The 25,523-nt window shown below is 38.1% G+C and carries 24 protein-coding genes, 1 rRNA gene and 1 other annotated feature; of the genes, 3 read left to right on the forward strand and 22 right to left on the reverse strand.

Annotated features, from left to right (window positions below):
- The 10 genes from T529_RS12860 to T529_RS0108935 all read right to left on the reverse strand — a co-directional run.
- Positions 1 to 141: transposase (locus T529_RS12860; RefSeq protein WP_202962288.1), on the reverse strand; the 141-nt coding region annotated here is incomplete at its 3' end.
- 205 nt (positions 142 to 346) lie between these two features.
- Complete coding sequence (locus T529_RS0108895; protein WP_033163265.1) at positions 347 to 1,051, reverse strand: ABC transporter ATP-binding protein; 705 nt, start codon at positions 1,049 to 1,051, stop codon at positions 347 to 349.
- 11 nt (positions 1,052 to 1,062) lie between these two features.
- Positions 1,063 to 1,839, reverse strand: coding sequence for an ABC transporter ATP-binding protein (locus T529_RS0108900; RefSeq protein ID WP_033163266.1), 777 nt, complete (start codon positions 1,837 to 1,839; stop codon positions 1,063 to 1,065).
- Complete coding sequence (locus tag T529_RS0108905) at positions 1,839 to 2,783, reverse strand: branched-chain amino acid ABC transporter permease (RefSeq protein WP_033163267.1); 945 nt, start codon at positions 2,781 to 2,783, stop codon at positions 1,839 to 1,841. The genes T529_RS0108900 and T529_RS0108905 overlap by 1 nt, the downstream gene beginning before the upstream one ends.
- Before the next feature lie 4 nt (positions 2,784 to 2,787).
- Positions 2,788 to 3,663 carry a branched-chain amino acid ABC transporter permease gene (locus T529_RS0108910; protein WP_033163268.1) on the reverse strand — a complete coding sequence of 292 codons (876 nt, stop codon included), beginning with the start codon at positions 3,661 to 3,663 and terminating at the stop codon, positions 2,788 to 2,790.
- Positions 3,664 to 3,723: 60 nt separating this feature from the next.
- The gene (locus tag T529_RS0108915) at positions 3,724 to 4,881 is read right to left on the reverse strand and encodes an ABC transporter substrate-binding protein (protein WP_033163269.1); all 1,158 of its coding nucleotides are present in this window, start codon (positions 4,879 to 4,881) and stop codon (positions 3,724 to 3,726) included.
- Between the two features lie 266 nt (positions 4,882 to 5,147).
- Positions 5,148 to 8,171, reverse strand: a complete 3,024-nt coding sequence (locus T529_RS0108920; protein WP_033163270.1) for an ABC transporter permease — start codon at positions 8,169 to 8,171, stop codon at positions 5,148 to 5,150.
- A 1-nt stretch (position 8,172) separates the two neighbouring features.
- On the reverse strand, positions 8,173 to 8,874 hold the full coding sequence (locus tag T529_RS0108925; protein WP_033163271.1) for an ABC transporter ATP-binding protein: 702 nt from the start codon (positions 8,872 to 8,874) through the stop codon (positions 8,173 to 8,175).
- Between the two features lie 2 nt (positions 8,875 to 8,876).
- Entirely contained in the window at positions 8,877 to 10,442 is a 1,566-nt protein-coding gene (locus tag T529_RS0108930) for an NAD(P)/FAD-dependent oxidoreductase (protein WP_033163272.1), read from the reverse strand.
- Positions 10,435 to 11,559: an aminoacetone oxidase family FAD-binding enzyme gene (locus tag T529_RS0108935; protein WP_033163273.1), complete on the reverse strand. Its 1,125-nt coding sequence runs from the start codon at positions 11,557 to 11,559 to the stop codon at positions 10,435 to 10,437. The genes T529_RS0108930 and T529_RS0108935 overlap by 8 nt, the downstream gene beginning before the upstream one ends.
- A gap of 112 nt (positions 11,560 to 11,671) precedes the next feature.
- Between T529_RS0108935 and T529_RS0108940 the strand changes: the two genes are divergently transcribed.
- Together T529_RS0108940 and T529_RS0108945 are read left to right on the forward strand one after the other, a co-directional pair.
- Complete coding sequence (locus T529_RS0108940) at positions 11,672 to 12,415, forward strand: YebC/PmpR family DNA-binding transcriptional regulator (RefSeq protein ID WP_033163274.1); 744 nt, start codon at positions 11,672 to 11,674, stop codon at positions 12,413 to 12,415.
- Positions 12,416 to 12,436: 21 nt separating this feature from the next.
- Complete coding sequence (locus T529_RS0108945; RefSeq protein ID WP_033163275.1) at positions 12,437 to 13,102, forward strand: MBL fold metallo-hydrolase; 666 nt, start codon at positions 12,437 to 12,439, stop codon at positions 13,100 to 13,102.
- On the opposite strand, the gene T529_RS0108950 is transcribed toward T529_RS0108945, so the two are convergent.
- The 4 genes from T529_RS0108950 to T529_RS13400 are packed head-to-tail and all read right to left on the reverse strand — an operon-like array spanning position 13,092 to position 16,015.
- Complete coding sequence (locus T529_RS0108950; protein WP_202962289.1) at positions 13,092 to 13,460, reverse strand: VOC family protein; 369 nt, start codon at positions 13,458 to 13,460, stop codon at positions 13,092 to 13,094. The two genes, T529_RS0108945 and T529_RS0108950, sit on opposite strands and share 11 nt — an antisense overlap.
- Positions 13,456 to 14,634 carry an NAD(P)-dependent malic enzyme gene (locus T529_RS0108955; RefSeq protein ID WP_033163277.1) on the reverse strand — a complete coding sequence of 393 codons (1,179 nt, stop codon included), beginning with the start codon at positions 14,632 to 14,634 and terminating at the stop codon, positions 13,456 to 13,458. The genes T529_RS0108950 and T529_RS0108955 overlap by 5 nt, the downstream gene beginning before the upstream one ends.
- A 10-nt stretch (positions 14,635 to 14,644) precedes the next feature.
- Positions 14,645 to 15,580: a type I phosphomannose isomerase catalytic subunit gene (locus T529_RS0108960; protein WP_033163278.1), complete on the reverse strand. Its 936-nt coding sequence runs from the start codon at positions 15,578 to 15,580 to the stop codon at positions 14,645 to 14,647.
- On the reverse strand, positions 15,581 to 16,015 hold the full coding sequence (locus T529_RS13400) for a 2-thiouracil desulfurase family protein (protein WP_033163279.1): 435 nt from the start codon (positions 16,013 to 16,015) through the stop codon (positions 15,581 to 15,583).
- A gap of 93 nt (positions 16,016 to 16,108) precedes the next feature.
- On the opposite strand from T529_RS13400, the gene T529_RS0108970 reads away from it, so the two are divergent.
- Positions 16,109 to 16,294 (forward strand): hypothetical protein, encoded by a 186-nt coding sequence (locus T529_RS0108970; protein ID WP_033163280.1) that lies wholly within the window; start codon positions 16,109 to 16,111, stop codon positions 16,292 to 16,294.
- Between the two features lie 13 nt (positions 16,295 to 16,307).
- Here T529_RS0108970 and T529_RS0108975 read toward each other — a convergent pair whose 3' ends face one another.
- The 8 genes from T529_RS0108975 to rrf form a co-directional block, all read right to left on the reverse strand.
- Positions 16,308 to 17,564, reverse strand: a complete 1,257-nt coding sequence (locus T529_RS0108975; RefSeq protein WP_051646939.1) for a serine hydrolase — start codon at positions 17,562 to 17,564, stop codon at positions 16,308 to 16,310.
- A gap of 43 nt (positions 17,565 to 17,607) precedes the next feature.
- Positions 17,608 to 20,361 carry an isoleucine--tRNA ligase gene (gene ileS, locus T529_RS0108980; RefSeq protein WP_033163281.1) on the reverse strand — a complete coding sequence of 918 codons (2,754 nt, stop codon included), beginning with the start codon at positions 20,359 to 20,361 and terminating at the stop codon, positions 17,608 to 17,610.
- A gap of 37 nt (positions 20,362 to 20,398) precedes the next feature.
- Positions 20,399 to 20,600: a binding site (T-box leader), on the reverse strand.
- Entirely contained in the window at positions 20,568 to 21,020 is a 453-nt protein-coding gene (locus T529_RS0108985; RefSeq protein ID WP_033163286.1) for a DivIVA domain-containing protein, read from the reverse strand. (Overlaps the previous feature by 33 nt.)
- Positions 21,021 to 21,030: 10 nt before the next feature.
- Complete coding sequence (locus tag T529_RS0108990) at positions 21,031 to 21,774, reverse strand: YlmH family RNA-binding protein (protein WP_033163282.1); 744 nt, start codon at positions 21,772 to 21,774, stop codon at positions 21,031 to 21,033.
- Entirely contained in the window at positions 21,774 to 22,217 is a 444-nt protein-coding gene (locus T529_RS0108995; RefSeq protein ID WP_033163287.1) for a cell division protein SepF, read from the reverse strand. Before T529_RS0108995 ends, T529_RS0108990 begins: the two co-directional genes overlap by 1 nt.
- 65 nt (positions 22,218 to 22,282) lie before the next feature.
- Positions 22,283 to 23,224 carry a 3'-5' exoribonuclease YhaM family protein gene (locus tag T529_RS0109000; protein WP_033163283.1) on the reverse strand — a complete coding sequence of 314 codons (942 nt, stop codon included), beginning with the start codon at positions 23,222 to 23,224 and terminating at the stop codon, positions 22,283 to 22,285.
- Positions 23,221 to 25,191, reverse strand: coding sequence for a glycosyltransferase (locus tag T529_RS0109005; RefSeq protein ID WP_033163284.1), 1,971 nt, complete (start codon positions 25,189 to 25,191; stop codon positions 23,221 to 23,223). Before T529_RS0109005 ends, T529_RS0109000 begins: the two co-directional genes overlap by 4 nt.
- A gap of 122 nt (positions 25,192 to 25,313) precedes the next feature.
- A 5S ribosomal RNA gene (gene rrf, locus T529_RS0109010) occupies positions 25,314 to 25,422 on the reverse strand.
- Positions 25,423 to 25,523 lie beyond the last annotated feature (101 nt).

A 25,523-nucleotide genomic window follows, 5' to 3' on the forward strand; every position in this document is an offset into this window, starting at 1 on the left:
CCTGCAGAGTTCCTTTATGATTTCCTTAAGGTCTTTTCGATATTGACCATATATTTCTTTTCGTCTATACTTTGGTGTGAATACGATATGGTATGTGCAATACCATTTTGTATGCGATAGCGAATTGGCTTTATGAGCCATGAGACATCACCGTTCCTTTCTTTTTTAGCGGTAACTTGAACACTTACCATTATAGAAGGAACGGTGATGTTTTTGTATAACTGTCTTGCCATCCACCTGCATAGCAGGTGGTTTATTGTTTCACGTCCTACGTACGCTCAACTGTCTAAAGACTAGATACAAGCTTCGCTTGTACTACAAAAAAAGAAGTGCTTAAGCACTTCTCTTATCCTAAATAGGCTTCTTTAACACGTGGATTATTTGCTACTTCCTTAGCATTACCAGAAACAGTAATTTTTCCTGTTTCAAGAACATAAGCCTTATCAGCAATACTTAAGGCTTTTGTCGCATTCTGTTCAACAAGAAGTACTGTTACGCCTTCTTCTTTATTGATTGTCTTAATGATATCAAAGATTTCATTAACAAGAATTGGTGACAAGCCCATTGAAGGTTCGTCAAGAAGAAGAAGCTTTGGTTTGTTCATAAGCGCACGTCCCATGGCTAGCATCTGCTGCTCACCACCAGAAAGCGTTCCTGCAAGCTGTTTACGACGTTCTGATAAACGTGGGAAGAGTTCATAGACATGCTGCATATCTTCTTCAATCTTGTTGTCATTTCTTAAGAAAGCCCCCATCTCCAGGTTATCTTCTACAGAAAGCTGAGCAAAAATACGTCTTCCTTCAGGCACCTGCACAAGATGTGTAGCAACGATTTTATGAGCTGGCATCTTGCTGATATCCTGTCCATCAAAGACAATCTCACCCGTTTTTGAAGTCAATAAGGAACTGATGGCATGAAGTGTTGAAGTCTTGCCAGCACCATTTGCCCCAATCAAGGCCACAATCTGACCTTCTTCAACTTCAAGATTAATATCTTTAATGGCATGAATCACACCATAGTGCACATTAAGATCTTTTACTGTCAATAACATAAATCTACCTCCTACGCATCATTGCCCAAATAAGCCGCAATGACATCTGGATTGTTTTTAATTTCATCAGGTGTACCGAATGCTAAGACAGTCCCAAAGTTCAATACACAAATCTTTTCACAAATACCCATGACAAGCTTCATATCATGTTCAATTAATAGAATCGCAACTGAGAATTTCTCACGGACAACCTTAATTGTTTCCATGAGTTCTGCTGTTTCCGTTGGGTTCATACCAGCAGCTGGTTCATCAAGAAGCAATAAGCGAGGTGATGTTGCAAGGGCACGGGCAATTTCAAGCTGACGCTGTTTACCATAAGGAAGATTGCTTGCTTTAACATTCGCAAACTTCTCTAAGTCAAAGACACGAAGTAAGCTGCGGGCTTCTTCATCCATTGCCATTTCCCCTTTGAAATAGCTAGGGGTATGTAAAATACTTGCTAGTAATGAATACTGATGGGAATGATGTAAGCCTACCTTGACATTATCTAGCACCGTCATATCTTTAAACAAACGAATGTTCTGGAAAGTACGAGCAACACCCATCTGTGTGATCTGAGTTGGTGAAGAATGGTTAATAGCTTTGCCATCAAGTAAGATCTGGCCACTTGTTGGCGTATAGACACCTGTTAAAAGGTTAAAAATAGTTGTTTTACCGGCACCATTAGGACCAATAAGACCAAAGAGCTGGTTGTTGTCAATAGAGAAATTGAATTCATCAACAGCCTTAAGTCCACCAAACTGGATTCCTAAGCCTTTTGTCTGTAGTAATGGTTTTCTTGAACTCATTATTCTTCGACCTCCCCTCTCTTTTTAAACTTTGGTAATTTTGCACGTAATGCAATCCCTGCATCACTGTTCTTTAAAAGCATTGCGGCAATTAAGACAATGGCATAGATCAGCATACGATATTGTGAGAAACTAATTAATAATGAAGGAATAATAGTTAAGGCAACAGCAGCAATAATAGAGCCAGGTAAATTACCCATACCACCAAGAACGACCATTACTAAAATTTCAACTGATTTATTGTAATCAAAGTATTTAGGAACAAGGATGGCAATATAGTGGGAATAAAGACCACCAGCTAAACCGGCAAATAATGCTGAAATAACGAAAGCTAGAATTTTATAATAAGTAATATTGATACCTGATAATTCAGCTGCTGTTTCATCTTCACGAATAGAGATGATTGCACGACCATGTCTAGAATGTACAATCGAATAAACGACAAAGATTGTAATTACTGCAACTAAATATACAGCAAGGAATGTTGTATCGGAAGGTGTACCAATCAGACCTTTAGAACCATTTGTGATAGAAAGGTTAACGATAATAACACGAATGATTTCATTGAAGGCTAAAGTGATAATACAAAGATAGTCACCTTTTAATCGTAAGATTGGGACACCAATCAATAAGCCAATAAAGCCGGCTGCAACAGCCCCAATCACAAGCGTTAAAACAAATGGCAAATTCGCATACATGGAAAGTAAGGCCGATACATAGGCACCGACTGCCATAAAGCCAGCATGGCCCAGTGTTAACTGGCCAAGATAACCTGTTGCCAAGTTAAGTGAAACAGCTAAAGTCACATTGATACCAACAAGCATTAAGATCCCTTGCCAGTAGCTATTAATAGCCCCTGTCGCAAAGCCTATCGCAAAGATGGCATAAACAACAACAGCGAGCACAAGCGCAGTAACGAGTTCACGAATAAGTTTTTTCTTCATAAGCTTACACCTTCTCTCTTACATTGCTGCCAAAGATACCAGCAGGTTTAATTAATAAGACAAGAATCAAGATACCAAAGACAACGGCATCAGAGAAATCAGATGAAATATAAGCAATTGTCAATGATTCAGCAACACCCATCAGTAAGCCACCAACCATCGCTCCTGGAATGGAACCAATTCCACCAAGAACGGCAGCGATGAAGGCTTTGATACCAAGCATCTGACCAATGTAAGGGTTGATGATGGAGAATTTTGCACCATAGATGACACCGGCAAGTGCACCTAAGCCTGAACCAATCGCAAAGGCTAAGGAAATTGTTGTTGAAACATTGATACCCATTAACTGTGCTGCACCCTGGTCTTCAGAAACGGCACGCATAGCTTTACCAAGTCTTGTTTTATTAATGAAGAAGAGGAGAATGCCTGTAGCGACAAAGGAAATAATTAAAGTAATGATTGTAATATAAGTAATAGAAAGACCACCAATATTAATAGCACCCTTTGGCATAATCTGTGGGAATGTTCTACCAGATGAAGTAAAGATCATATAGAAAACATTCTGTAATAAATAAGAAACACCAATGGCTGTAATTAAGACTTCAAGCGAGCCCTTACCACGAAGTGGCTTATAGGCAACTTTTTCTGTCAGCACACCTAAAAGTGCAGTTAAAATAATAGAAAGCAAAACAGCAACAAGAGCAGGTAAATGCAAGAAGCTCATACCAACATATGCAAAATAAGCAGAAGCCATGATGATCTCACCATGGGCAAAGTTAATCATTTTACCAATACCATATACGATTGTATATCCGATGGCAACGAGTGCGTACATCGATCCCGTCGAGAGACCATTGATGACCTGATTAATAAAATCCATAAAATCAATCCTTTCTAAAAAAATAAGGGAGAACAAGTCTCCCTATAAAGTTAATGACCCTTATTGTACTGTTACGTATTTACCAGCTTTAACTGTTACAACAGACATTTCTTTCTGTGGGTTATGATCCTTGTTGTATTTAAATCCACCACAAGCAGCTTCATCAGATTTAACATCAACTTTAGCTAAAGCATCAGTGATCTTCTTAGAATCTGTTGATTTAACTTCATTGATAACTTTCATCATAACATTTAATGCATCATATTCCATGGCAGCGAACATATTTGGAGTAGCATTGTATTCAGCTTTATAAGCATCTACGAATTCCTTTGCAGGACCGCTTGTTGCATCTTTGTTGAAGCCTGAAACGAAATATGTATCTTCGAAGTTAGCAGCATTAACACCCTTAACGTCAAGGATACCATCCCAGCCGTCACCACCAAATAATGGAACATTAACACCAGCATCTCTTAACTGTTTAGCAATCGCAACTACAGATTCATAGTAATCTGGTAAATAAACTGCATCAGCTTTAGAATCCTTTACTTTCTGAACGAATGTAGAGAAATCTTTTGTATTGGCATTATAAGCACCTGCATAAACAACATTGACATTCTGGTTCTTAGATTCAACCTTGAAGGCATTGTATAAGCCTGTAGAGTAGTCAAGTTCCTTGTTATATAATGCAGCAACATTCTTATAGTGGAATTTTGTGTTACATAATTTAGCTAAGTAAGTACCTGCATAAGAATCGTTTGTACAGATTCTGAATACATTAGGATAAGCTTTCTTAGTAGATGGATCAATTGTGAAACTATCACCTGAAGCTGATGGAGCTAATATTGGTGTTCCATTCTTGCTTGCGGCTTTCGCAACAGCGATAGCTGAAGCAGTTGTAACTGGTGAAAGAACAGCAGTTACCTTATCATCATTGACTAACTTGTTATAAGCATTAACAGCTTCAGTAGCATCAGCCTTATCATCATAGTAATAAGCTTTAATCTTTGTACCATGCTTACTGTTGTACTGCTTAATAGCTAACTGTAAAGCGTTCTTTACGGCAGTACCATACTGTGAAGCATCACCTGTTAATGGACCAATGAAACCAAACTTAGGAGCCTTCACTGTACCATTGCTTGTTGATTTTGTTGCATTACCGCCACAGCCTACTAACATTGAGGCACATGCGGCAATTGCTAATACTTTCTTGAATTTCATAACAATTCCCCCTCAAATCCTTTTTCGTATGACATTATTATACTTAGTGATAAAAAGATGTCAACCCAAATATTCCACTATTTTTGCTTTTTATCTAAAATATTTTCTTCAATTTGTTATTTTACGAACGTATTAAGTATTTTTGTATCGATTTTTAAACAATTACTACATATAGAGTGTAATGTAACTGCATACATCAACCTAAACTCATGACCAAATATTTCTTTATTTATGATTATACAAAAAAGAGACATCGCGAGATGTCCCTATTCGATCGATTTAAGAGATTCAACCATATCTACACGTCTTAAAACATGGCGCATAGAAAGATTAATGAAATATGTAAATAACATGGTTATCATAAAGGCAATCAGGAAGACGACTAAGTGAATGGAACGAATAAAGACTGTTGCTTCAAATTCCACTTGATGAATAATAAAGCCATGGATGGCCATGCCAATAAGAAAGCCAAGAATCGCTCCGACGAAAGAAAGCAGACTATTTTCTCTAAAGATATAGTCGTAATACTCTCTTTTTCTAAAACCTAGCACTTTAATTGTCGCTATTTCACGTTTGCGTTCTTCAATATTGATTGTTGTGAGATTATAAAGAACAATAAAGTCAAGCAAGCCGGCAAAGATAATAAGGATTGCAATAACGATATCGAGTGAAGAAAGACGATTCGCAAAGCTTTGACCACTCTCTTTGAGATATTCGATTGAACCGAGCTGATCTTTTGTAAGACGTTCTGAAAGAAGGTGTCTGTTCTTCTTATTGTTATTGACAAAATTGACATATCCAGTATTCGTCATAAAGCTCTTATGGGTCAGTTTTTCATAAAGTGTCTTGCTCATAAAGCAAAGATGGCCATAATAGCTCTTCATGACACCACTCACCTTAACTTCATATTGTTCATCACCAATCTTGAGATATAAGCGGTCACCTTTTTGTAAGCCAGTCAGTTCGCTTGCTTTTTGTGTGATGATGACACCTTCATCATCCAATGTCAGTTTCTTATGACTTAAAGACCGGAAATTGATGAAGTTGTAAAGATCATCGGATGAGGCATAAACATTAAGTGTCGTATCTAGATCCTTACGGTTGGCAAGCATATGAACATAGCTAGAGGAAAGCATTGTCATTTTTGAAACGCCTTCTTTTTCAAGACTCTTGATCAGCTTATTGCTTTCTTTGAGGTTGCGCTTTTCATTAAAATGAATCATCGCATCATACTGATAAACATTACCATACTGCAAGTCAACAATCCCTTTAACTGAGTCCTTAATGCCAAAGCCGGTAATAATAAGTCCAGTACATCCGGCAATACCAATAATGCTCATAAAGAAGCGCGCTTTATAACGTAAAATATTGCGCAATGTCACTTTTTGATTAAAAGAAAGTCTTCGCCATATAAATGGTAGGCGTTCTAAGAGTATTCGCTTGCCCATTTTTGGCGCTTTTGGACGCATCAGGCTAGCTGGCATTTCAAAGAGTTCACGTCGACAGACAATAAGTGTGACAGCACTTGTGACCCCTACTGACAAGAGAATTGTCAACAAGCTCACTACAACGCCTTGTACCACTACATAATTATTAATATTAAACATAATATAGTGATAAAGATAGAGAATAATACGGACAAAGAATTGATTGCCCAATAGTATGCCTATTAAACTTGCGGGCAAAGTAGCCAATAAAGCATAACGTAAATACTGCTTCATGACATCATAATTACTATAACCTAGCGCTCTTAAAGTGCCATTGTATTCTCTTTCAGATTCAACCATACGATACATGGCTGTTAATGAGACAAGAGCTGCCACCAAGAAAAAGATCAGCGGAAAGACATAGGCAATAGCCTTAATGGCTGTAATATTATTCTGATAATTCACCAGACCAATATTATCTTCACCACTTAAGGTATAGATGGTACCTTTAGGGACTTCATCCACCTTTCCTTTTGCCTCATCGAGCTGCTTTTTAGCATCCTTCAGCTTAATAGAAGCTTCATCCAATTGCTTAGAACCTTCAACTTCTTTTAATGCAAGATTTGCCTCCTGAACACTTAGATCATTAGCCGCCTGATCAAGCTTGAGCTTTGCTTCTTCAAGTGCCTGATTGCTTGAAAGAATCATTGTTGTTGCCCCAATACTTTGTGTCAACATGGCAATCTGCTTTGTGATTGAAGCGAAAGCAGTACCATTTTGCATTGCTGCTGGATCTTGCATCTGGTTTTGGAGTGATTGTTGTAGGGAAGCCATTGTTTTTGATAATTCTTGGAGCTTCTTTGTAGAACTCTGATCATTCTTATTGATCTTGGCCTTTTGGCTATAATATTCTTTTTCTTTGCTGCCGAGGGTGATTTTGGCCTGAAGAAGTTTGATTTTGGCATCATTAATGCCATTCTTAAAGTCAGCTTGCTGCTTTTGGTAGCTTGTTGTTGCTTTTTCATAATCTTTGTTGGCATCATTAAGCTTTTTGACGATATCATTACTTAAGTCATCATAAAGCTCTTCATGACGCGTCGTGAGGATCGTATGAATCTTGCTATTCTTCAAAGCCACCTGTTCCTTGTAGTCTTCAGAAAAGATATTCGCCGGCAAGGCTTTAAGCTGAATACTCAGGGTATTATAGAGGGTTTCTTTTTTACGCAAATCAAGAAGCTTTGAAGGCATGGCTAGAGTGTTTGCTGCCTTGTTTGTCATGAGAATAAAGCCCTTGTTTGTCCCATCACCAAGTGTATTAACACCCCGATCAGCATTTGAGATATATCTTATATCATCAACAATACCTACAATCTTATAATCCTGTGTGCCATCATCATTGGATAATGTGATGGTCTTGTTTATAGCAATGTTCTTGCTGACAAGCTGGCGATCAATCATGACTTCATTGCCTTCTTTCGCATAACGCCCTTTGACAAGTGTTGGGGCATTTAATACATTCTTATCATAATGATCAATCGCATGTACACTGACGCCAAGTTTTCCTGCTCCATCTTGCAACAAAGCATCAAACTGATAACCTGGTTCAACCTTCTTGATACCTTTTATCTTTTTTACAGCTTCAATATCATCCTGATCAAAGCCTAGTGTTGCGATATAGGTAAGATCTGCAAAATGTGCAGCCTTAACATCTTTGCTGACACTTGCTTCCATGCTGGCAGGGGTATTGCGCAAGCCAGAAAATAAGGAAGCCCCTAGGGCAATAATCATAAAAATGGAAAGAAAACGCCCAAAAGATTGCTTAATGCTGCGATTAAGGGCTTTTCTTAATAATGTTTTTTTCATCTTACCACTCTATCTGGCTGACTGGTAAAGGTATCTTATTGACATACTGATCAATAACCTTACCATTCTTAAGACGAATAACCTGATCGGCCATTTTCGCAATCTCTAGATTATGTGTAATGACCACAACTGTCATATGATAATCATCACACATCTCCCGCAGCAATTGTAAGATGGCTTTGCCAGTCTGGTAGTCAAGTGCTCCAGTTGGCTCATCACAAAGAAGCAGTTTGGGATTTTTCGCAATAGCACGGGCAATGGCAACTCTTTGTTGCTCTCCTCCTGACAACTGGGAAGGAAAATTATTGGCCCTGTCCTCAAGGCCAACACGTTCGAGGATATCCTGGGGATTAAGTGGCTTTTGTGAAATCTGCGTAGCGAGCTCCACATTTTCTAAGGCTGTTAAATTCATGACAAGATTATAGAACTGAAAGACAAAGCCAATATCATTACGACGATATTCTGTTAACTGGTTTTCATTGAAAGCTGCAATATTTTCACCATCCACAAGAATCTTTCCCCTTGTTGGCTGGTCCATGCCACCAAGCATATTGAGTACTGTTGTCTTGCCAGCACCGCTTGCTCCAACAATCACAACAAACTGCCCTTCATCAATGACAAAATCAACACCATCATTAGCCTTGATGACAGCTTCCCCCATATGATACTCTTTCACAACATTCTTAAATGTAATAAGACTCATACTCATTCCTCATTTCTTTTAAGAATAGCTTCCGCACCCCTTATACCATCAACAGCACTACTCATGATCCCACCACTATAGCCAGCCCCTTCTCCTAGTGGATAGATCCAGTTAAAGCGTGTTGCTTCCATGTCTTGATTTCTCAATATACGAATAGGTGCTGATGAACGTGATTCAACAGCTGTAATAATCGTATCCTCATCAATAAAGCCAGGCATTCTTTCATTCATTAACTGTAATCCTTCTTTCAAATTACGATTAATAAATTCAGGGAAAACTTCATTGATATCTTCTAGAACAGTACCTGGCATATAGCTTGGGATGACTTTACCAAGTTCTTCACTCTTTTTATGTTGATAGTAATCAGCAACCTTTTGAACTGGTGCCTTAAGATTATTTCCACCTAGCTGATAAGCTTTCTTTTCAATGTCTTCCTGAAAAGTAATACCACCTAGACTGCCTTCTGGAAAGTCTTCAGGATTCACCTGTACAAGAATCGCGCTATTAGCATTGGCCTTATCACGAGCATAATAGCTCATGCCATTGACACAAAGATAGCCATCCTTCTCTGTTGAGGGGACAACGACACCACCTGGACACATACAGAATGTATAGACGCCTCTTCCTTCACTCGTCTTCACGGCAAGCTTATAAGGAGCCGCCTGGAGATAGGGCGAATTAGCATCCTGCTTATATTGCAGCTTGTTGATGGTTGATTGCAGTTGTTCAATACGTACCCCTACCGCAAAGCTCTTTGGCACAATTTCAAGCTTTTGATCAAGCATGCGATAAGTATCACGGGCACTATGGCCTAAGGCAAGCACAAGCACATCACAAACAATTTCCTGTTTTCCCTCTGCATTTTCAACAACTGTGATATGTTTATCATCTTGGTCATAGAAATCCACAAATTTTGTATCGAACATGAACGTTGTTCCTAGTCTCTCAAGCTCCTTACGCATATTGATTATCACTGCTCTTAAACGGTCCGTGCCAATATGAGGCAGGGCGTCATAGCCAATTTCCGCCGGTGCACCATGTGCTAAGAATGTATCAAGAACATAACGAATCCGTGGATTCTTTGTCCCCGTTGTCAGCTTGCCATCCGAGAATGTGCCTGCGCCACCTTCCCCAAAAGCAATATTATCTTTCTCATTAAGAATACCGTCACGCATTAATCGATCGACATCATCAACACGCTTTTCGATCTTGCTGCCCCTTTCAATCACTGTCACCTGATTACCTGCATGAGCAAGAACATAAGCGCAAAACAAGCCAGCAGGTCCACTTCCTACCACAACGACATGATCCTGCGTTTGAGGAAGATAGTTATAGACATAGAGCTTATATATAGAAAGCTTCTTATGTCTTTTGAGCAGCTTCTCTTCGTTGTTGGAAGAAAAGGCAAAGCTCATGATGAAATGCACTTTTGTGCGTCTTGCATCAATGGATTTTCTAAGTATTTTAATATCCTTGATATTTCTTTTTGGTATGTTGAGTTCATTGGAGATAACGGCTGCATAATCCGTTTCTCCTAGTTTTACATTGACATTCGTTATTTTAAGCATTGATAATCCCTTCTATTGCATTAGCTACATGCTTTGCGGATGCAAAAGCAAAATGAAGATTATAGCCACCACAATTTCCTGTTACATTCAATAATTCTCCAATTACAAAGAGCCCTGGATGACGCTTGCTTTCAAGATTGTCATCAAGTGCACGTACAACTACACCACCCTGCATCACCTGACTTGTCTTATAGTCACGTAACCCTGTTATAGAGAGTTTCAGGTTTTTTAGCGTTCTAACTGGTTCTTTGTTTTTAAATAGATATTGTTCTATTTTTGTATTAACAAGTCCCATTAATGGACGTGTAAGCGGTGATTTTTTAAGAATAGCTTCTAATTCTTCTTCCTCAAGAGAAGGCATCATGTCTATTTCTAAATGACAGCCTGGCTTATAGAAACGTGACAGCTGCATCACACAAATACCACTTACACCATAATCTGTAAAAAGCAATTCGCCCTTTTCACAAGATAAAAGCGCATCTTGATCCATCAATTTGACAATCGCCTTGACACGTACACCTTTGAGACTTTTTAAAACTGGAGAAGTATACATCTGCGTTAGACTTGGCCTAAAAGGCACCATTGGCAACAAGTTACCAATAATCTTTTGACGATCATTTTCTGTTGAAAGAAGTCCAGCCTGACTGCCCATCGCCAAAACGACAAAATCTGCATCATAGCTTGCTTGTTCACAGATAATCTTATAGCCTTGATTGTTTTCTTTAAGACTAATAACTGTCTGTTCAGTTAAGATTGCAATGCCTAAATGATGAGCACGATCCAATAAAACTTCCGCAACGCTTTTGGCTTGTTCACTTGCCGGATAAAGCAAATTCCCCATCCATTTCGTCAACAAGCCTTCTTCTAAGAATTCTTTCTGGTCATCAAATTGACTGATGATCTCCTGTATAGGCTTTGTGACTTCGCCATTATATTGGTCAAAAGACAAAGACTTATTAGATAGATTACAACGACCATTCCCAGTCGCTAAAAGTTTTTTGAGTGGCTGTTTATTGGCCTCAAGCACAATAACATCCACATTATTCATGAGTTCTTTACATTTGATTGCACAAAAAAGCCCACTAGCTCCTGCGCCTATAATTATTATTCTTTTCATACCTCAATAGTAAGGCATTTGGTGTGTTATTGCAATTTATTATTGAATTCATGGGATGAAATGATATAATTGGTACGTAATTTTTGTAAAATATTTATTAGGAGGAAAAATAATGGGTAGAGCTCATGAAGTGCGTGCAGCATCTATGGCTGCAACTGCTGCAAAGAAAACAAAGCTATATTCTTTCTACGGAAAAGAAATTTATCAGGCTGCTAAAACTGGTGGTCCTGATCCAGACGCTAATTTATCATTAAGAGCTATCATCAATAAAGCAAAAAAAGACCAGGTTCCTTCTCACGTTATCAATAATGCGATTGACAAGGTTAAGAATGGTGCTGGTGAAGACTATAAAGAATTACAGTTTGAAGGTTTTGGTCCTGGTGGATCAACTTTAATTGTAAAGTGCTTAACAGATAACACAAATAGAACAATTTCACAGGTAAGACCTGCTTTCACAAAGGCAAAGTCTAAGCTTGGTGCTGAAGGCTCTGTTTCTTACTTATATAATGTAAAGGCTGTTGTACAGTTCAAAGGCTTAAGTGAAGAAGATGCTTTGGATGCATTAATTGAAAATGCGGTTGATGCTGAAGACATCACTACACTTGAAGATGGATCAGTGAAGATTGTTGGTGAACCAACAGACTACAACAATATCAAGTTAGCTATTCAGTCAAAGTTACCAGATGTTGATTTTGATGTTGATGAAATCCAGACAACACCAACTGAAACAGTTGAACTTGAAGGGGCAGACATGGAATTATTTGAAAGACTTATGAACCTTCTTAATGATGCTGAAGATGTTGACCAGGTATATCATAACGTTGCTAATTACGACGATGGAAGTGAGGAAGAATAGCTTTAAGCTATTCTTTTTTCTATGAAAGTTCAGTTAATAACACATAGTAGTGTTCTTGTTGAAGGCAAGAAGCACATATTGCTTTTTGATTATTTTGGTCAAGGACATCTCAACTTAAAAATGAATAAACCTCTCTACATCTTCAACTCCCATGCCCATTCAGACCATTACACTCCTGCTATCTTTGATATCAAACATCCCAAAAAGAAATATATTCTTTCCAATGACATTAAGCCAATACAAGATGCCTTTATGATGGGACCTCATGAGTCCTTAGACATTGATGATCTTCATATCAAGACCCTCTTTTCTACTGATCAAGGTGTTGGCTTTATTGTTGAAGTGGAGGACAAGAAAATTTATTTTGCAGGTGATTTAAATGACTGGCATTGGCAGGAAGATAACGAGCAGGATCATCTTGATAACATCTGGCAGCATGATACCTATCTCAAAGAATTAAGCTATCTTAAACAAGACTATTTCGATATGGCTTTTGTTCCTGTTGATAAGCGTCTTGATGAACATTATATTGATGGCTTAATGGAATTTGATCAGCATGTCAAAGCCAAATATATTATGCCGATTCACTATTTCGGGCATTATGAAATAAGTGAAGAACTGAAAAAAGAGTCACTGAATCTCTCAGCAACTCTCCTTTATCCAAATCACGATTATTTTACTTTTTAGGCAAGACTTCTAGCCAGTAATCATCTGGATCATGAATGAAATAAATGCCCATTGCAGGGTTTTCGAAGCATATGCATCCCATTTGTTCATGGTGTGCATGTGCTTTTTGCATATCCTCCACTTCAAAGGCAATATGTGATTCATTCTCACCAAGTTCATAAGGCTGTGGATGGTCCTTAAGCCAAGTCAGCTCTATTTCAAAATCATCAAAATCATTCCCAATATAAACAAGAATGAAACTTCCATCACTGGCTACTTTTCTTCTTTTCTCTTCTAAGCCCAATGCTTCCTTATAGAAAGCAAGACTCTTTTCTAAATTTGTAACATTTATATTGCAATGAATAACATGTCCCTTAATCATGAATGACACCCTCCTTAATCGCCTCATCAGCAACTGCCTTAGCAACTGTATCAGCTACTCTTGGATCAAAGGCTGAAACAATAATATGATCAGCATTCAGATCACTGTCATCAACAAGACTGGCAAGTCCCTTAGCAGCAGCAAGCTTCATGCCTTCGGTAATCTTTGTTGCACGAACACTTAATGCGCCTTTAAACAAACCAGGGAAAGCGAGCACATTGTTAATCTGGTTAGGGAAATCAGAACGTCCTGTACCAACAATTGTCGCACCGGCTTCTTTGGCCAAAGCATATGTAATTTCTGGTTCTGGATTTGCCATTGGGAAGACAATATTACCTTCATTCATGCTTTCGACCATTTCCTTTGTAACAAGTTTTGGTGCGGATACACCAATAAAGACATCAGCGCCTACCATCGCTTCCTTGAGGGTCATGCGTTTATTGTCCGGATTGGTGATTTTTGTGAGTTCTTTGACAAGGAAATCATATTGGTCATAATCATCCTTAATGACGATACCATTAATATTGAAGGCATAAATTGTCTTTACGCCAAGACTATGAATCATCTTGATAATAGATGAACCAGCTGCTCCTGTTCCTGATACAACAACCTTGATATCCTCAGGCTTCTTATTGACAACCTTTAAGGCATTCATTAAGGCACTTGTCAGAACGATTGCTGTACCATGCTGGTCATCATGGAAGACAGGAATAGAACATTCATTGATTAAGCGTCTTTCGATTTCCACACATCTTGGAGCACTGATATCTTCAAGGTTAATACCCCCAAATGTTGGGGCAATCTTTTTGACAATCTCTACAATCTCATCAGGATCTTTTGTATCTAGACAAAGTGGAATTGCATCAATACCGGCAAAACGCTTAAAAAGCAAAGCCTTGCCTTCCATAACAGGAAGAGCTGCTTCAGGACCAATGTCACCTAAGCCAAGAACAGCTGTTCCATCACTTACAACTGCGACCGAATGTGATTTCCATGTATATTTATAGACATCATCCTTGTTTTGAGCAATTTCACGACAGGGCTGAGCAACGCCCGGTGTATAGGCGAGCGAGAGATCTTCAGCATTTTCACAAGCCACTTTTAAGCTCACTTCAATCTTGCCTTCATGTTCAGCATGTAATTTTAAAGCTTCTTGATAAACATCTTTCATCTTCATACCTCTATAATGTTGTGACCATTAAATCCATGCCACCATCAAATACAACTTCTTCAACATCACTACAAACTACAAAGTTGTCCCCCTTCTTGCAAGGAAGATCATTCAGCGTACCTTCTCCATCAATACAAGTGACTAAGGCAAAAGGTGTATCCATAGGGATAATGCATTCGCCATAAATCTTATAGCCATAGACACTTAAGTATTTGGCATGAAGATAATGTGTACGCATGCCTTTATCTAGCTTTTCATTGACAAAGATTGTTTCCTGATCAAGTTCACCAGGACAATTTGTAACGTCAATTGACTGCTTGACATGTAATTCTCGTTCTTTACCATCATCACCCTTACGATGATAATCATAGACACGATAGGTAATATCACTGCTTTGCTGGGCTTCATAGATTAATGAGCCTGCACAAATCGCATGGAGTGTGCCAGCAGGTATATAGAAGAAATCTCCTTTATTGATTGTGATGACATTAAGAAGATCTTTATAATCGTCTTTTTCAATCATTTCTTTGAGTTCTTCCTTTGTTTTGGCATGATGCCCCATCACCATCTTGGTATGTTCCTTAGCACCAAGTACATACCAGCATTCTGTCTTACCTAATGAGTTTTCATGCTTTGCTGCATAGTCATCATCAGGATGAACCTGGACACTAAGATCCTTATTGGCATCAAGAATCTTGACCATGAGTGGGAACTTTGGTGCATCGATATGGCCAAAGAGTTCACGATGACTTGCATAGACTTCACTCAAATACTGACCTTTAAATTCTCCTTCAGCGATCTTACAATCTCCATTTGGATGAGCCGAAATCACCCATGCCTCACCAGTATGATCACTAGGGATTTCATAGCCGTAGATATCATGTAATGCACTTCCTCCCCAGATTTTCTCATGTAAAACTGGTTGCATTCTTAAAATATGACCCATTTAAATATCCTCCACATAATTATCTTCATTATAAACAGTTATACCTTCTTTAAGGCACATTCTTGCAAATACACCATTGCCATTGATGATTGTTGATGAAAAGGTTCCATCATAGATTGCACCACAGCCGCAGCTAGGTGAACGGCTTTTCAAAACAACTGTTTTTATATGATGCATCTTGAGTATCGCAAGAGCGACTCTTGCTCCCATCACAAATTCCTTTGTGACATCACGACCATCCTTCGTCATGACTGTCAGAGGCATTTCACTGACAATTTCTGCAGGCACCCTTGGGGTTGGTAAACCGCCCATCACCTCTGGACAAATCTTGACAACCTTGCCTTTTTCATCCATCAGTTTAAAACGCTCTCTCAAATTGCTGTCGCCACGGTATGAACAACAATCTCCGCATAAACAACGACTCACTCCAATCATAAAAAACTCCTTCTTATTAAGTGCTTACATGTCATATTGTAGCATATTGAGAAAATTTTAAAAGGTGCTATAATCAAAACATGGGGTGAAAATATGGGTTTAAAAGAACATAAATATATGGATTTTCTAACAACAATTGGCTTTATATTATCCTTTATCTTAGCAGTTATTTCAGTGTTTATGGGAAAATGGCAAGTTGTTATTGTCATTGATTTATTTATTATCCTTTTGCTAAGATTAGTTGGTTATATTATTGATCGTCAGGTAGAGAAAAAATAAAGAAGCTAGTTTCCTAGCTTCTTTTTGCTTGTTTTTGTCTTTGTCTTTTTCTTCTAGCTTTTCTTCTTCTGATTTTCTTATTGCGATGATGAATCATCAGGATCAAGGCCATGATAAAAGCTAATACAATGATAGGAATTCGATGTTCTTCAACAGTAGACTTGATGGCAATCTTAATTTCCTTATCATTCTTATAGGTTATTTCTTTGAGCTTTTGTCCATTGGCAGAAATGACCTGTTTGCCAATCACCTTATTCTTTGCATAAGGAGCACTGATGCTATCGGGTCCATCCCAGCTCACTTTCACATCTTTATCAGCAATCGATTTATCAACAACAACCGATACATCCTCTTTAGCTATCAATGTCTTTGATGTCAGTTTCGCATTACAGACACTCACTTTCTTGACAACATCACCCTGATGAATAGGTGTGACAACTTTCTTTGTATTGTTGAGATATTGCGAAATCGTATTGGCATCTTGAACAGCCACACCACCCGTACCATCACTCTGGGCATGTCCTGTCACAATAAAGACATCATGATCACCAAGTGCCATCGCACTCGCAAGACAATGCTGGGCCTGGTTTGTATATCCACTCTTAGCACCTAGAATGAGTGGTGCCGAAACATGATATTTGTTTTCAATCTTTGTCAGGACAGAGAAATACCATAAATTGACTGTTGCATGATAACGACGGCCATTAAAGACTTCCTTGAATGCAGGCAGCTTGTAGGCAGCAGCTAAACCCAAAGCCATATCATGGCATGTGGAATAATGATTTTCGTCATGCAATCCAACAACATTCGTAAAATGTGTATGATCCATACCTAGTTTCTTAGCATTATCATTCATGCCTTTTATAAAAGTTTCCTCACTGCCATAGGTTCTCGTTGCAAGAATATAACATGCATCGGCACCACTTGGATAAAGCGCCCCATAAAGCAAATCACGATATGTTGGTGTCATGCCTACTTCAAGATTCGCAATTGATGCACCTTTAGCCCACCATTGATCAACATCAGAATTGACAACAGTAATCTTTTCATCAAGATTCTTGATCTTCTCTAATGCTGTATAAACAGTCATGACTTTGGTCATGCTAGCAGGAAACATCTTCTCATTGCCAGCCTTGTCATAAAGAACCTGACCACTCGTACCATCATAGGCATAGGCAAACTGTGAGTGTAGCTGTAAGTCTTCACCATGGACAAATGAAACAGGTATAATCAGTATTAAGGTAAGAAGAACTGTCATTAATTTCTTCATAAATACTCCTAAAAATAGAAAGGGTTCAAATGAACCCTTTATTTTATTTTACTGTGATTTTCTTTACAGCCGCAGAGCAGCGTGGGCATAAGCCATCGCTATTTAATGTGCCATGATCGAATCTGTTCCAGCAACGAGGACACTGATCGCCATCGAATTTTTCAGCCTTGACATAAGCACTTTCATATTCAGTTAAGCCTTCATGATTATCTGTTAATTCGACCTTTGCTGTAATGAATAATGTGTTGAACTGATCTTCTAAATCTAAGAGATCCTTGTAGTCATCTTTAAGAGAGAGGACAACCTTTGCTTCCATATTACTCTTGATTTCCTTATTGTTACGTAATTCTTCAAGAGCTTTCATGACATCGCTACGTAAATTCATGAACTTATTGAATTTTTCTGCAATAGCTTCACCATCAGTAATATCTAGTAATTCTGGAGCAGGTTCTAAGAAAATAGATTCAGCCTTCTGTTTATCACAATAGAAATGATCATGCATTTCTTCAGTTGTGAAGACAAGAACAGGACTCATGAGTTTCATGATTGTCTTTGCAGAATAGTAAAGAACAGTCTGAACCTTTCTTCTACGTGGATCATTTTCTTCATTACAATATAGGATATCTTTTGTGAAGTCCATATAGAATGAAGACATGTTATTTGTAAGGAAGTTGAGGACAAGCTGGTTAGCCTGTGGGAAGTCATATGCATCCATGTACTTACGATGTCCTTCCATGACCTTATTCAATTCTACAAGCATATACTTATCAACAGCTTCTAATTCATTAACATCCACTAAATCATCTTCACTAAAGCCATTGAGGTTACCAAGCATAAAACGAACAGTATTTCTGATCTTACGATAAGAGTCTGAAACGCCCTTCATGATTTCATCACTAATTCTTACATCTGACTGATAATCACATGTTGTTGCCCATAATCTTAAGATATCTGCACCATACTGGTTCACAACCTTAATTGGATCAACAGTATTGCCTAATGACTTAGACATCTTGTTGCCCTTGCCATCAAGAACGAAACCATGAGAAAGCACTTCTTTATATGGAGCCTGACCATGAACAGCCGTACCGATAATTAATGATGAGTTGAACCAGCCACGATACTGGTCACTACCTTCAAAATAGAGGTCAGCTGGATAACGATAGCCTCTTTCAATTAAGACGCCTGTATGTGATGAACCTGAGTCAAACCATACATCCATGATATCTTTTTCTTTCTTAAAGATGCCATTTGGTGAATGTTCATTTGTATAGCCTTCTGGCAATAAATCTTTTTCATCTCTTTCAAACCATACATTTGAGCCATATTGTCTAAAGAGTTCAGAAATATGATCAAAAACAGCCTTTTCCATAACTGGTGTACCATCTTCACAATAGAAGATAGGAATTGGAACACCCCATGTTCTCTGTCTAGAAATACACCAGTCTCCACGATCTTTGATCATGTTGTAGATTCTGATATGTCCCCATTCATTGACCCAATGCACTTTGTCAATTTCGTTAAGAAGTTTATCTCTGATCTTATCAATTGAACAGAACCACTGATCAGTTGCTCTAAAGATAATTGGCTTCTTTGTACGCCAGTCATGTGGATATGAGTGTGTAATCCAAGTTAAGTTCAACAAGTCACCCTGTTCATCAAGACGATTTGTGACTGTCTTATTGGCATCATCAACATACTGACCGGCAAGCCATTCGCCACAGTCTTCCATCATACGACCATGTTCATCAACATTCACATAGACAGGAATATGATATTTACGACAGATATTAAAGTCGTCTTCACCAAAACCAGATGCTGTATGGACACAGCCAGTACCACTTTCAGTAGTAACATGGTCACCACAGATTACAAGTGATTCACGATCTGGATAGAGTGGATGAACACATGTAATATATTCTGCTTCTTTACCTGAGAAACGCTGAATAACTTCTTTTTCCTTTAAACCAAAGATATCCCATAACTGATCAATAAGTTCTTCAAGAACAATGAGATTGCCTTTTTCACTCTTAGCAACAGCATAAGTAAAGTTTGGATTTAAGCAGATTGCCTGGTCAGCAGGAATTGTCCATGGTGTTGTAGTCCAGATGACAAAATAAGTGTTATCCTCACTTAATAAGCCCTTACCATCCTTAACTTTAAAGCGAACATAGATTGTTGGGGCCTTGACATCATGATATTCAACTTCTGCTTCGGCAAGTGCTGATTCTGAAGATGGAGACCAGTAAACAGGTTTTAATCCTTTATAAATCAGACCATCAAGTGCCATTTTCGCGAAGACATTGATCTGCTGTGCTTCAAATTCCTTCATTAATGTCAAATAAGGATGCTTGTAATCAGCAAATGTACCAACACGGACACACTGTTCCATCTGCTTTTTCACCTGTGTTAAAGCATACTCATAACATTTCTTTCTAAATTCAGCAATTGGCATACTTTTACGGTCAACGCCTAATTTCTGAATAGCATTTTCAATTGGAAGACCATGTGTATCCCAACCTGGAATATATGGTGTATGGTAGCCTTCCATAGTCTTTTGACGCACGATTGTGTCTTTGATGATTTTGTTCAACATATGTCCAATATGCATATTGCCATTGGCATATGGAGGACCATCATGGAAGATAAAATCTTCCTTTCCCTCATTCATCTTTACAACTCTTTCATACATGTCAGCTTCATTCCAACGTTCAAGAAACTTTGGTTCTTTTGTTGTGAGCTTACCACGCATTTCAAAGTCAGTTTTTGGCATTAATAACGTATTTTTGTAATCCATTTCACTAAATTCCTTTCTCAAAATAAAAAAGACATCCCAAAAGGACGTCTTAAACGCGGTACCACCTTAATTTACATCTTGTCAGATGCCTCTTTGTCTTAACGCGACTTGCGGCGATCCCTACTTATTTCAGGATGCTACTCCAGAGTGATTCAAGATAACACTTGCTTAACCGTTTTCACCACCCACGGCTTCTCTCTAAGCTCCTAATTATCTTCTGTCTCTTTCTTCGTATTTTCTTCCTTAATTAAACTAAATATTTCGGATTTGTCAATAGTTTCCAATAAATCTTTGCTCATTTTCTCTACTTGAGCCCTGAAATCAATAGCACTATCCTTGAATCCATTAACCTCACGATCCAAGCCTTTAACATAATCCATCGATTCTTTAAGAATCATATTAGCATTCTTCTTTGCCTTATCAATGAGTGAACTTGCTTCCTTGATGGCAAGTCTGGCAATTTCTTCATTGGCTTGCTTAGTAATTGCAGTTTGATTGATAAGCATTGCTTTGTCTTCTTTGACTTGTTGCAATTCTTCTTTAAGCGTGGCAATCTGTTGTGCCTGATCTTCAATTTTCTTATTCAGACTTATAAAGGCTAAATCCACTTCTTCTGTATCATAGCCGCCAAAAGTCTTTTTCTTAAAATTCCCTTCCAATGAATCCACCTCATTTATAATACAATGCATCAACAATATGATTCTCATTTCTTGTCAGGTTATTTGTGTCACTGAGTTTCACTCGGCCATAATGCCTTAAAGAAATCATATCCCCATCATCAAGCAAATGAGCAATGTCCATATTGACTTTATAGTTGACTTTCACATCACCATGGATAATGGCTTCTTGTGCTTTACTACGTGAAAGCTTGAAGAATGAAGCTACTACCTTGTCAAGTCTAAGTGACGAGAGGTAATAGCGTTTTGTTGTATAATCGATCTGGACACTTAAGCGTCCCTTGTTTTCTCTTAGATGAACACTGCTACGTTTAATCTTATTCAAGTTCATTTGAATATAAGCGCTGTTTTCTTCACATATACTAATGGCAAGCGGGTTTTCACAAATATCCCCAACAACGCTGCGATCAATGCCTAAATGCATCAAAGCGCCAAGAACATCACGATGTGTTAACTTGCCAAAATGATCATTATAATCTAGCTCAAAGACTTTAATCTTGAAGTCTTCTTGGCTAATAACATAGTAGTTTGCGCAAATAATAACGCGCTTATTCTCCGCCCCATCAAATCCTCCATCCTCATAGATATCTAATTGCCCGCCTAGGACATCATGAACGACTTTACGTTCATGGGGATTGAGAAATTTAGTAAGGACAAGTTGGCCTTTTTCTGCTTGTAAGCCATAATCTTGAATCTTGCTAACGAGCTCTTCGTCACCTTTAAAATGTTCTAACACTATTCTACTTCTGATTCATCATCATCAAGATTGATGCTACCAGCAACTGAGATATTCTTTGGTGTACATAAGAAGATCTTTGGTCCTATCTGCTGAATATCACCCTCAATGGCATAAATAACACCACTTAAGAAATCTATCACACGCTTGCTTTGTTCTTTCTGTAAGCGATGAAGATTGACTACAGCTGCCTTCTTATTCTTCAGATAAGAGGCAATATCCTGTGTTTCACTATATGATCTTGGCTCAAATAAAACCAAATTACTATTCGCATTTAAATTAGAAATTGCTTCACTAGCACGATTTGATTTTGCTTTTTCAAATAAAGATGCTTTTTGTGCAGCTGATGTTTCCTGTGTTTCTACAACAGGTTCTTCTTCAAAGACATCATCTTCGTCTTCTTCTTCAAAAAACCATTTTTTTACTTTATCCATATAAGGTATCCTCCTACACCCATCTAGTATAACATAAATATCATTATAAGAAAACAAGCAAAAAAGGCAATATTTTATGCCTTCTTTGGCTTGTAAACATTCCTATTTTCCAGGGCAAAAATACGTTTTGTATATTCTCCTTCTTCTGTTTCTGCTAATGCTTTTTCAAACATGTTCATTCGCGCATCAATATTATCAATTAAAGATAGTATTTCAGCTTCTTTGATCATTGGTAGAACAGGTGAGCCATATTCCTTAGCACCATGGTGACTTAAGATCATATGAATAAGTAATGTCACTTTCTCGCCTTCAAATCCTAATTCATCAGCTTTTTTCTTAACTAATTCAGCACCTATGGAAATATGCCCAAGCAAGTTGCCTTCTAGCGTATAGACTGGAGCGATTGGGCCACTTAGTTCCTGGATTTTACCAATATCATGAAGAATAATGCCGCTGATAAGTAAGTCTTTGTCAAGTGATGTGTAGATGTCACACATTGCTAGACCACATTTCACCATTGTATAGGTATGATAAAGCAAGCCCGATACAAATTCATGATGATTATGACTCGCAGCTGGTGCATACATGAATGCTTCACGATGATCATGAATAACTGACTTGACGATATCATGATATGTTTTTTCTCGAATCTTATTGATTTGTGTATCTAAGAAATTCATCATTTCTTCAACTGGTAAAGGCGCACAAGGTATAAAAGCCAACTTCTGCTGATCTGTTGCATCAATCTTGTTGAGTTTTATGACTTTCATCTGGCGATTGCCATTATACTTAATAATATCGCCTTTTCCTTTGACCAATGTACCTTGAATGAATGTTTCTACATCCTGAGGTGTTGCTGACCAAAGTTTTGCATCCAGGCTGCCAGTTTGGTCTTCTAAAACAAGATTAAGATAATTGGATTTATTATTGCCATTTGTTTTCCCAACAGTAACCTTCGCGATAATAGCTTCAAATTCTACATTATCACTACCTGGCATCATTTCATTTATTTTCATTCTTCATCCTCTTTCCACTTCTCTTCCACGACTTCCACAACGTCATCATAGCTGTAGCCCTTCTGGATTAAGAAAGTTATTAATTTATTCTTTAATTGTTTGCCCGCAAACTTGCGTTGATAGCGGCTAAAGACACGATCATATTCTTTTTCAAGTAATAATTTGGTACGTTCATGAGGGAATTCCATATGAATGGCATTCATTGCCTCATTCACTGTTTCTTCACTAAAGCCCTTGTTGAATAGCTTATTTTTAATCGATGCAACAAGTGCTGCAGGTGATCTTGTGCTATTTTCATTGTAAAGCTTCTTTACTAAGGCAACAGCACGATCGACTTCAATATCATTTGTAAATTCATCCAAGGCCTGATCTATAATGCTTGCAGGAATGCCTTCCTTCTTAAGATTCATTGCGCTTCGATTTAAGCCATATCCTAAACGTAAGTAATGATGAATCTTATTGAGCGCATAATCATAGTCATCAACAAGTCCACGGGTCATAAACTGATCCATTGCCCGTTCAACAGCCATCTCATCAAAGCCTTTTGTAAGAAGCTTTTTCTTTAATTTTTCACTAGGATAATCATGATAGCTCAAATACTTTAATCCCAGGTTATAACACTGTGAAAATTGCTCAAGTTCACGTAAGGCATCGAGCTCCTCACGATTGATTTCATGACCAACAGCTAAACCATAGCGCTTCATGGTATCCGCAGTCACACTGACCTTTGTTTCATGACTATCATATCCAACAGTCATAAGATACTTCTTTTCATCCATCTTTTCTAATCGTTTAATAACATAGCGATAAATATAATGATGGATGGCTTTATTATAGACAGTAATAATCTTTTGATAAAAGCGTTCTGCGCTATATTCTTCACTATCTTCCTTAGCTTTTTGACTCAATAGATGCAAATCACTCTTTTTTAGATTTTCAACAAGGTCTAATAATTCTTCTCTCGTATTGAAGAAATAGCCATTCTCCCCATTTTTAATAACATCTTCTAAATTCTTATCATATCTCGCTAAAACGGGCAAGCCGGAAGCCATCGCTTCAATATAAGTCAGTCCTTGTGTCTCTGTTGTACTTGCTGAAACAAAGAGTGAGCTTGCATGATAGAAGCTAGGAACTTCCTGAGGTTCTTTAGCACCTGTAAAGATCACATGACCTTCTAGTCCCAGCTCTCTCGCATATATTTTTAAGTCATCTAATTGTGGACCACCACCGACAATCATCAAAAGCGCATCATCGTGTTCTTTTAAGAATTGTTGAAGACTCTCTAAAATAAAATCAATACTTTTCTCAGGAGCTATTCTTCCTAAGAAAGTTATGACAAATTTTTGATGAAGATGATACTCATCTTTTATAAGATTAACCAAATGCTCATTTCTTTGATAAAAACGATCCAGTTCTAATCCCGTAGGAATGACGGCAATGTTATTATCAATGCCATAACTCTCCAAGGCTACCTTAGTTTTATTTGAAGGGACGATTAACTGAGCACAGCTATTACCATAAACTTTAGAAATCTTCTCAATAATCTTCTTCATCACACTATCTACCGGTCCAATACCACGGCTAATATAATGACTATAATCACGCCACATCGTATGATATGTGTAACAAACAGGTATATCCAGTATTTCTCCAACAATTTTTCCAAAAATACCAACACCAAATTCTGTTTGAATATGAATGATTTCAGGATCAAACTCCTTGATTTCTTTCATTCCTGAAAAAGAATATATGGATGCCAGACGGTAGCCATAAATCTTCTTTAAATCTAAACCAGGCACTCTAATGACATGACCTTGATCTTGATATTTTGACCCTTCAGGTAATTCAGTTGTTACGACGATGACATCATGTCCATGCTTTATTAACTCCCTTGCAAGGATATTGGATGATGTCGCAACACCATTAATATCAGGTAAATATGTATCTGTAAAAATACCTATACGCATATTTTTCCTCCTTAAGAATCATTGTAAAGAAATAAAATATCTCTATAATCATACCACGTAAAGTTAGAATACTAAATGTGCTTTTTTGTGATAAAGAAAAAGGACCTTCCGGTCCTCTCGCTACCTGGCGGAGCGCTATTGTCGCACTCGCGCACTATCGTCGCCGCTGCGGCGCTTAACTTCTGTGTTCGGGATGGGTACAGGTGTGCCCGCCGCGCCATCTCCACCAGATTCCGAGGGTCATCCCTCAAAGCCGGACGCATTACTCTCTCCTCACTCTTGTGGCCAGGTCCTCGGCCTATTAGTGCCGGTCCGCTCAGCATGTCGCCATG

This window comes from Sharpea azabuensis DSM 18934, assembly GCF_000702165.1.
Lineage (GTDB): Bacteria > Bacillota_I > Bacilli_A > Erysipelotrichales > Coprobacillaceae > Sharpea > Sharpea azabuensis.

Coding starts and splice junctions, on each gene's coding strand:
- T529_RS0108895 (WP_033163265.1), bottom strand. CDS start 1,051: ATGTTATTGACAGTAAAAGATCTTAATGTGCACTATGGTGTGATTCAT.
- T529_RS0108900 (WP_033163266.1), bottom strand. CDS start 1,839: ATGAGTTCAAGAAAACCATTACTACAGACAAAAGGCTTAGGAATCCAG.
- T529_RS0108905 (WP_033163267.1), bottom strand. CDS start 2,783: ATGAAGAAAAAACTTATTCGTGAACTCGTTACTGCGCTTGTGCTCGCT.
- T529_RS0108910 (WP_033163268.1), bottom strand. CDS start 3,663: ATGGATTTTATTAATCAGGTCATCAATGGTCTCTCGACGGGATCGATG.
- T529_RS0108915 (WP_033163269.1), bottom strand. CDS start 4,881: ATGAAATTCAAGAAAGTATTAGCAATTGCCGCATGTGCCTCAATGTTA.
- T529_RS0108920 (WP_033163270.1), bottom strand. CDS start 8,171: ATGAAAAAAACATTATTAAGAAAAGCCCTTAATCGCAGCATTAAGCAA.
- T529_RS0108925 (WP_033163271.1), bottom strand. CDS start 8,874: ATGAGTCTTATTACATTTAAGAATGTTGTGAAAGAGTATCATATGGGG.
- T529_RS0108930 (WP_033163272.1), bottom strand. CDS start 10,442: ATGCTTAAAATAACGAATGTCAATGTAAAACTAGGAGAAACGGATTAT.
- T529_RS0108935 (WP_033163273.1), bottom strand. CDS start 11,559: ATGAAAAGAATAATAATTATAGGCGCAGGAGCTAGTGGGCTTTTTTGT.
- T529_RS0108940 (WP_033163274.1), top strand. CDS start 11,672: ATGGGTAGAGCTCATGAAGTGCGTGCAGCATCTATGGCTGCAACTGCT.
- T529_RS0108945 (WP_033163275.1), top strand. CDS start 12,437: ATGAAAGTTCAGTTAATAACACATAGTAGTGTTCTTGTTGAAGGCAAG.
- T529_RS0108955 (WP_033163277.1), bottom strand. CDS start 14,634: ATGAAAGATGTTTATCAAGAAGCTTTAAAATTACATGCTGAACATGAA.
- T529_RS0108960 (WP_033163278.1), bottom strand. CDS start 15,580: ATGGGTCATATTTTAAGAATGCAACCAGTTTTACATGAGAAAATCTGG.
- T529_RS13400 (WP_033163279.1), bottom strand. CDS start 16,015: ATGATTGGAGTGAGTCGTTGTTTATGCGGAGATTGTTGTTCATACCGT.
- T529_RS0108970 (WP_033163280.1), top strand. CDS start 16,109: ATGGGTTTAAAAGAACATAAATATATGGATTTTCTAACAACAATTGGC.
- T529_RS0108975 (WP_051646939.1), bottom strand. CDS start 17,564: ATGAAGAAATTAATGACAGTTCTTCTTACCTTAATACTGATTATACCT.
- ileS (WP_033163281.1), bottom strand. CDS start 20,361: ATGGATTACAAAAATACGTTATTAATGCCAAAAACTGACTTTGAAATG.
- T529_RS0109000 (WP_033163283.1), bottom strand. CDS start 23,224: ATGAAAATAAATGAAATGATGCCAGGTAGTGATAATGTAGAATTTGAA.
- T529_RS0109005 (WP_033163284.1), bottom strand. CDS start 25,191: ATGCGTATAGGTATTTTTACAGATACATATTTACCTGATATTAATGGT.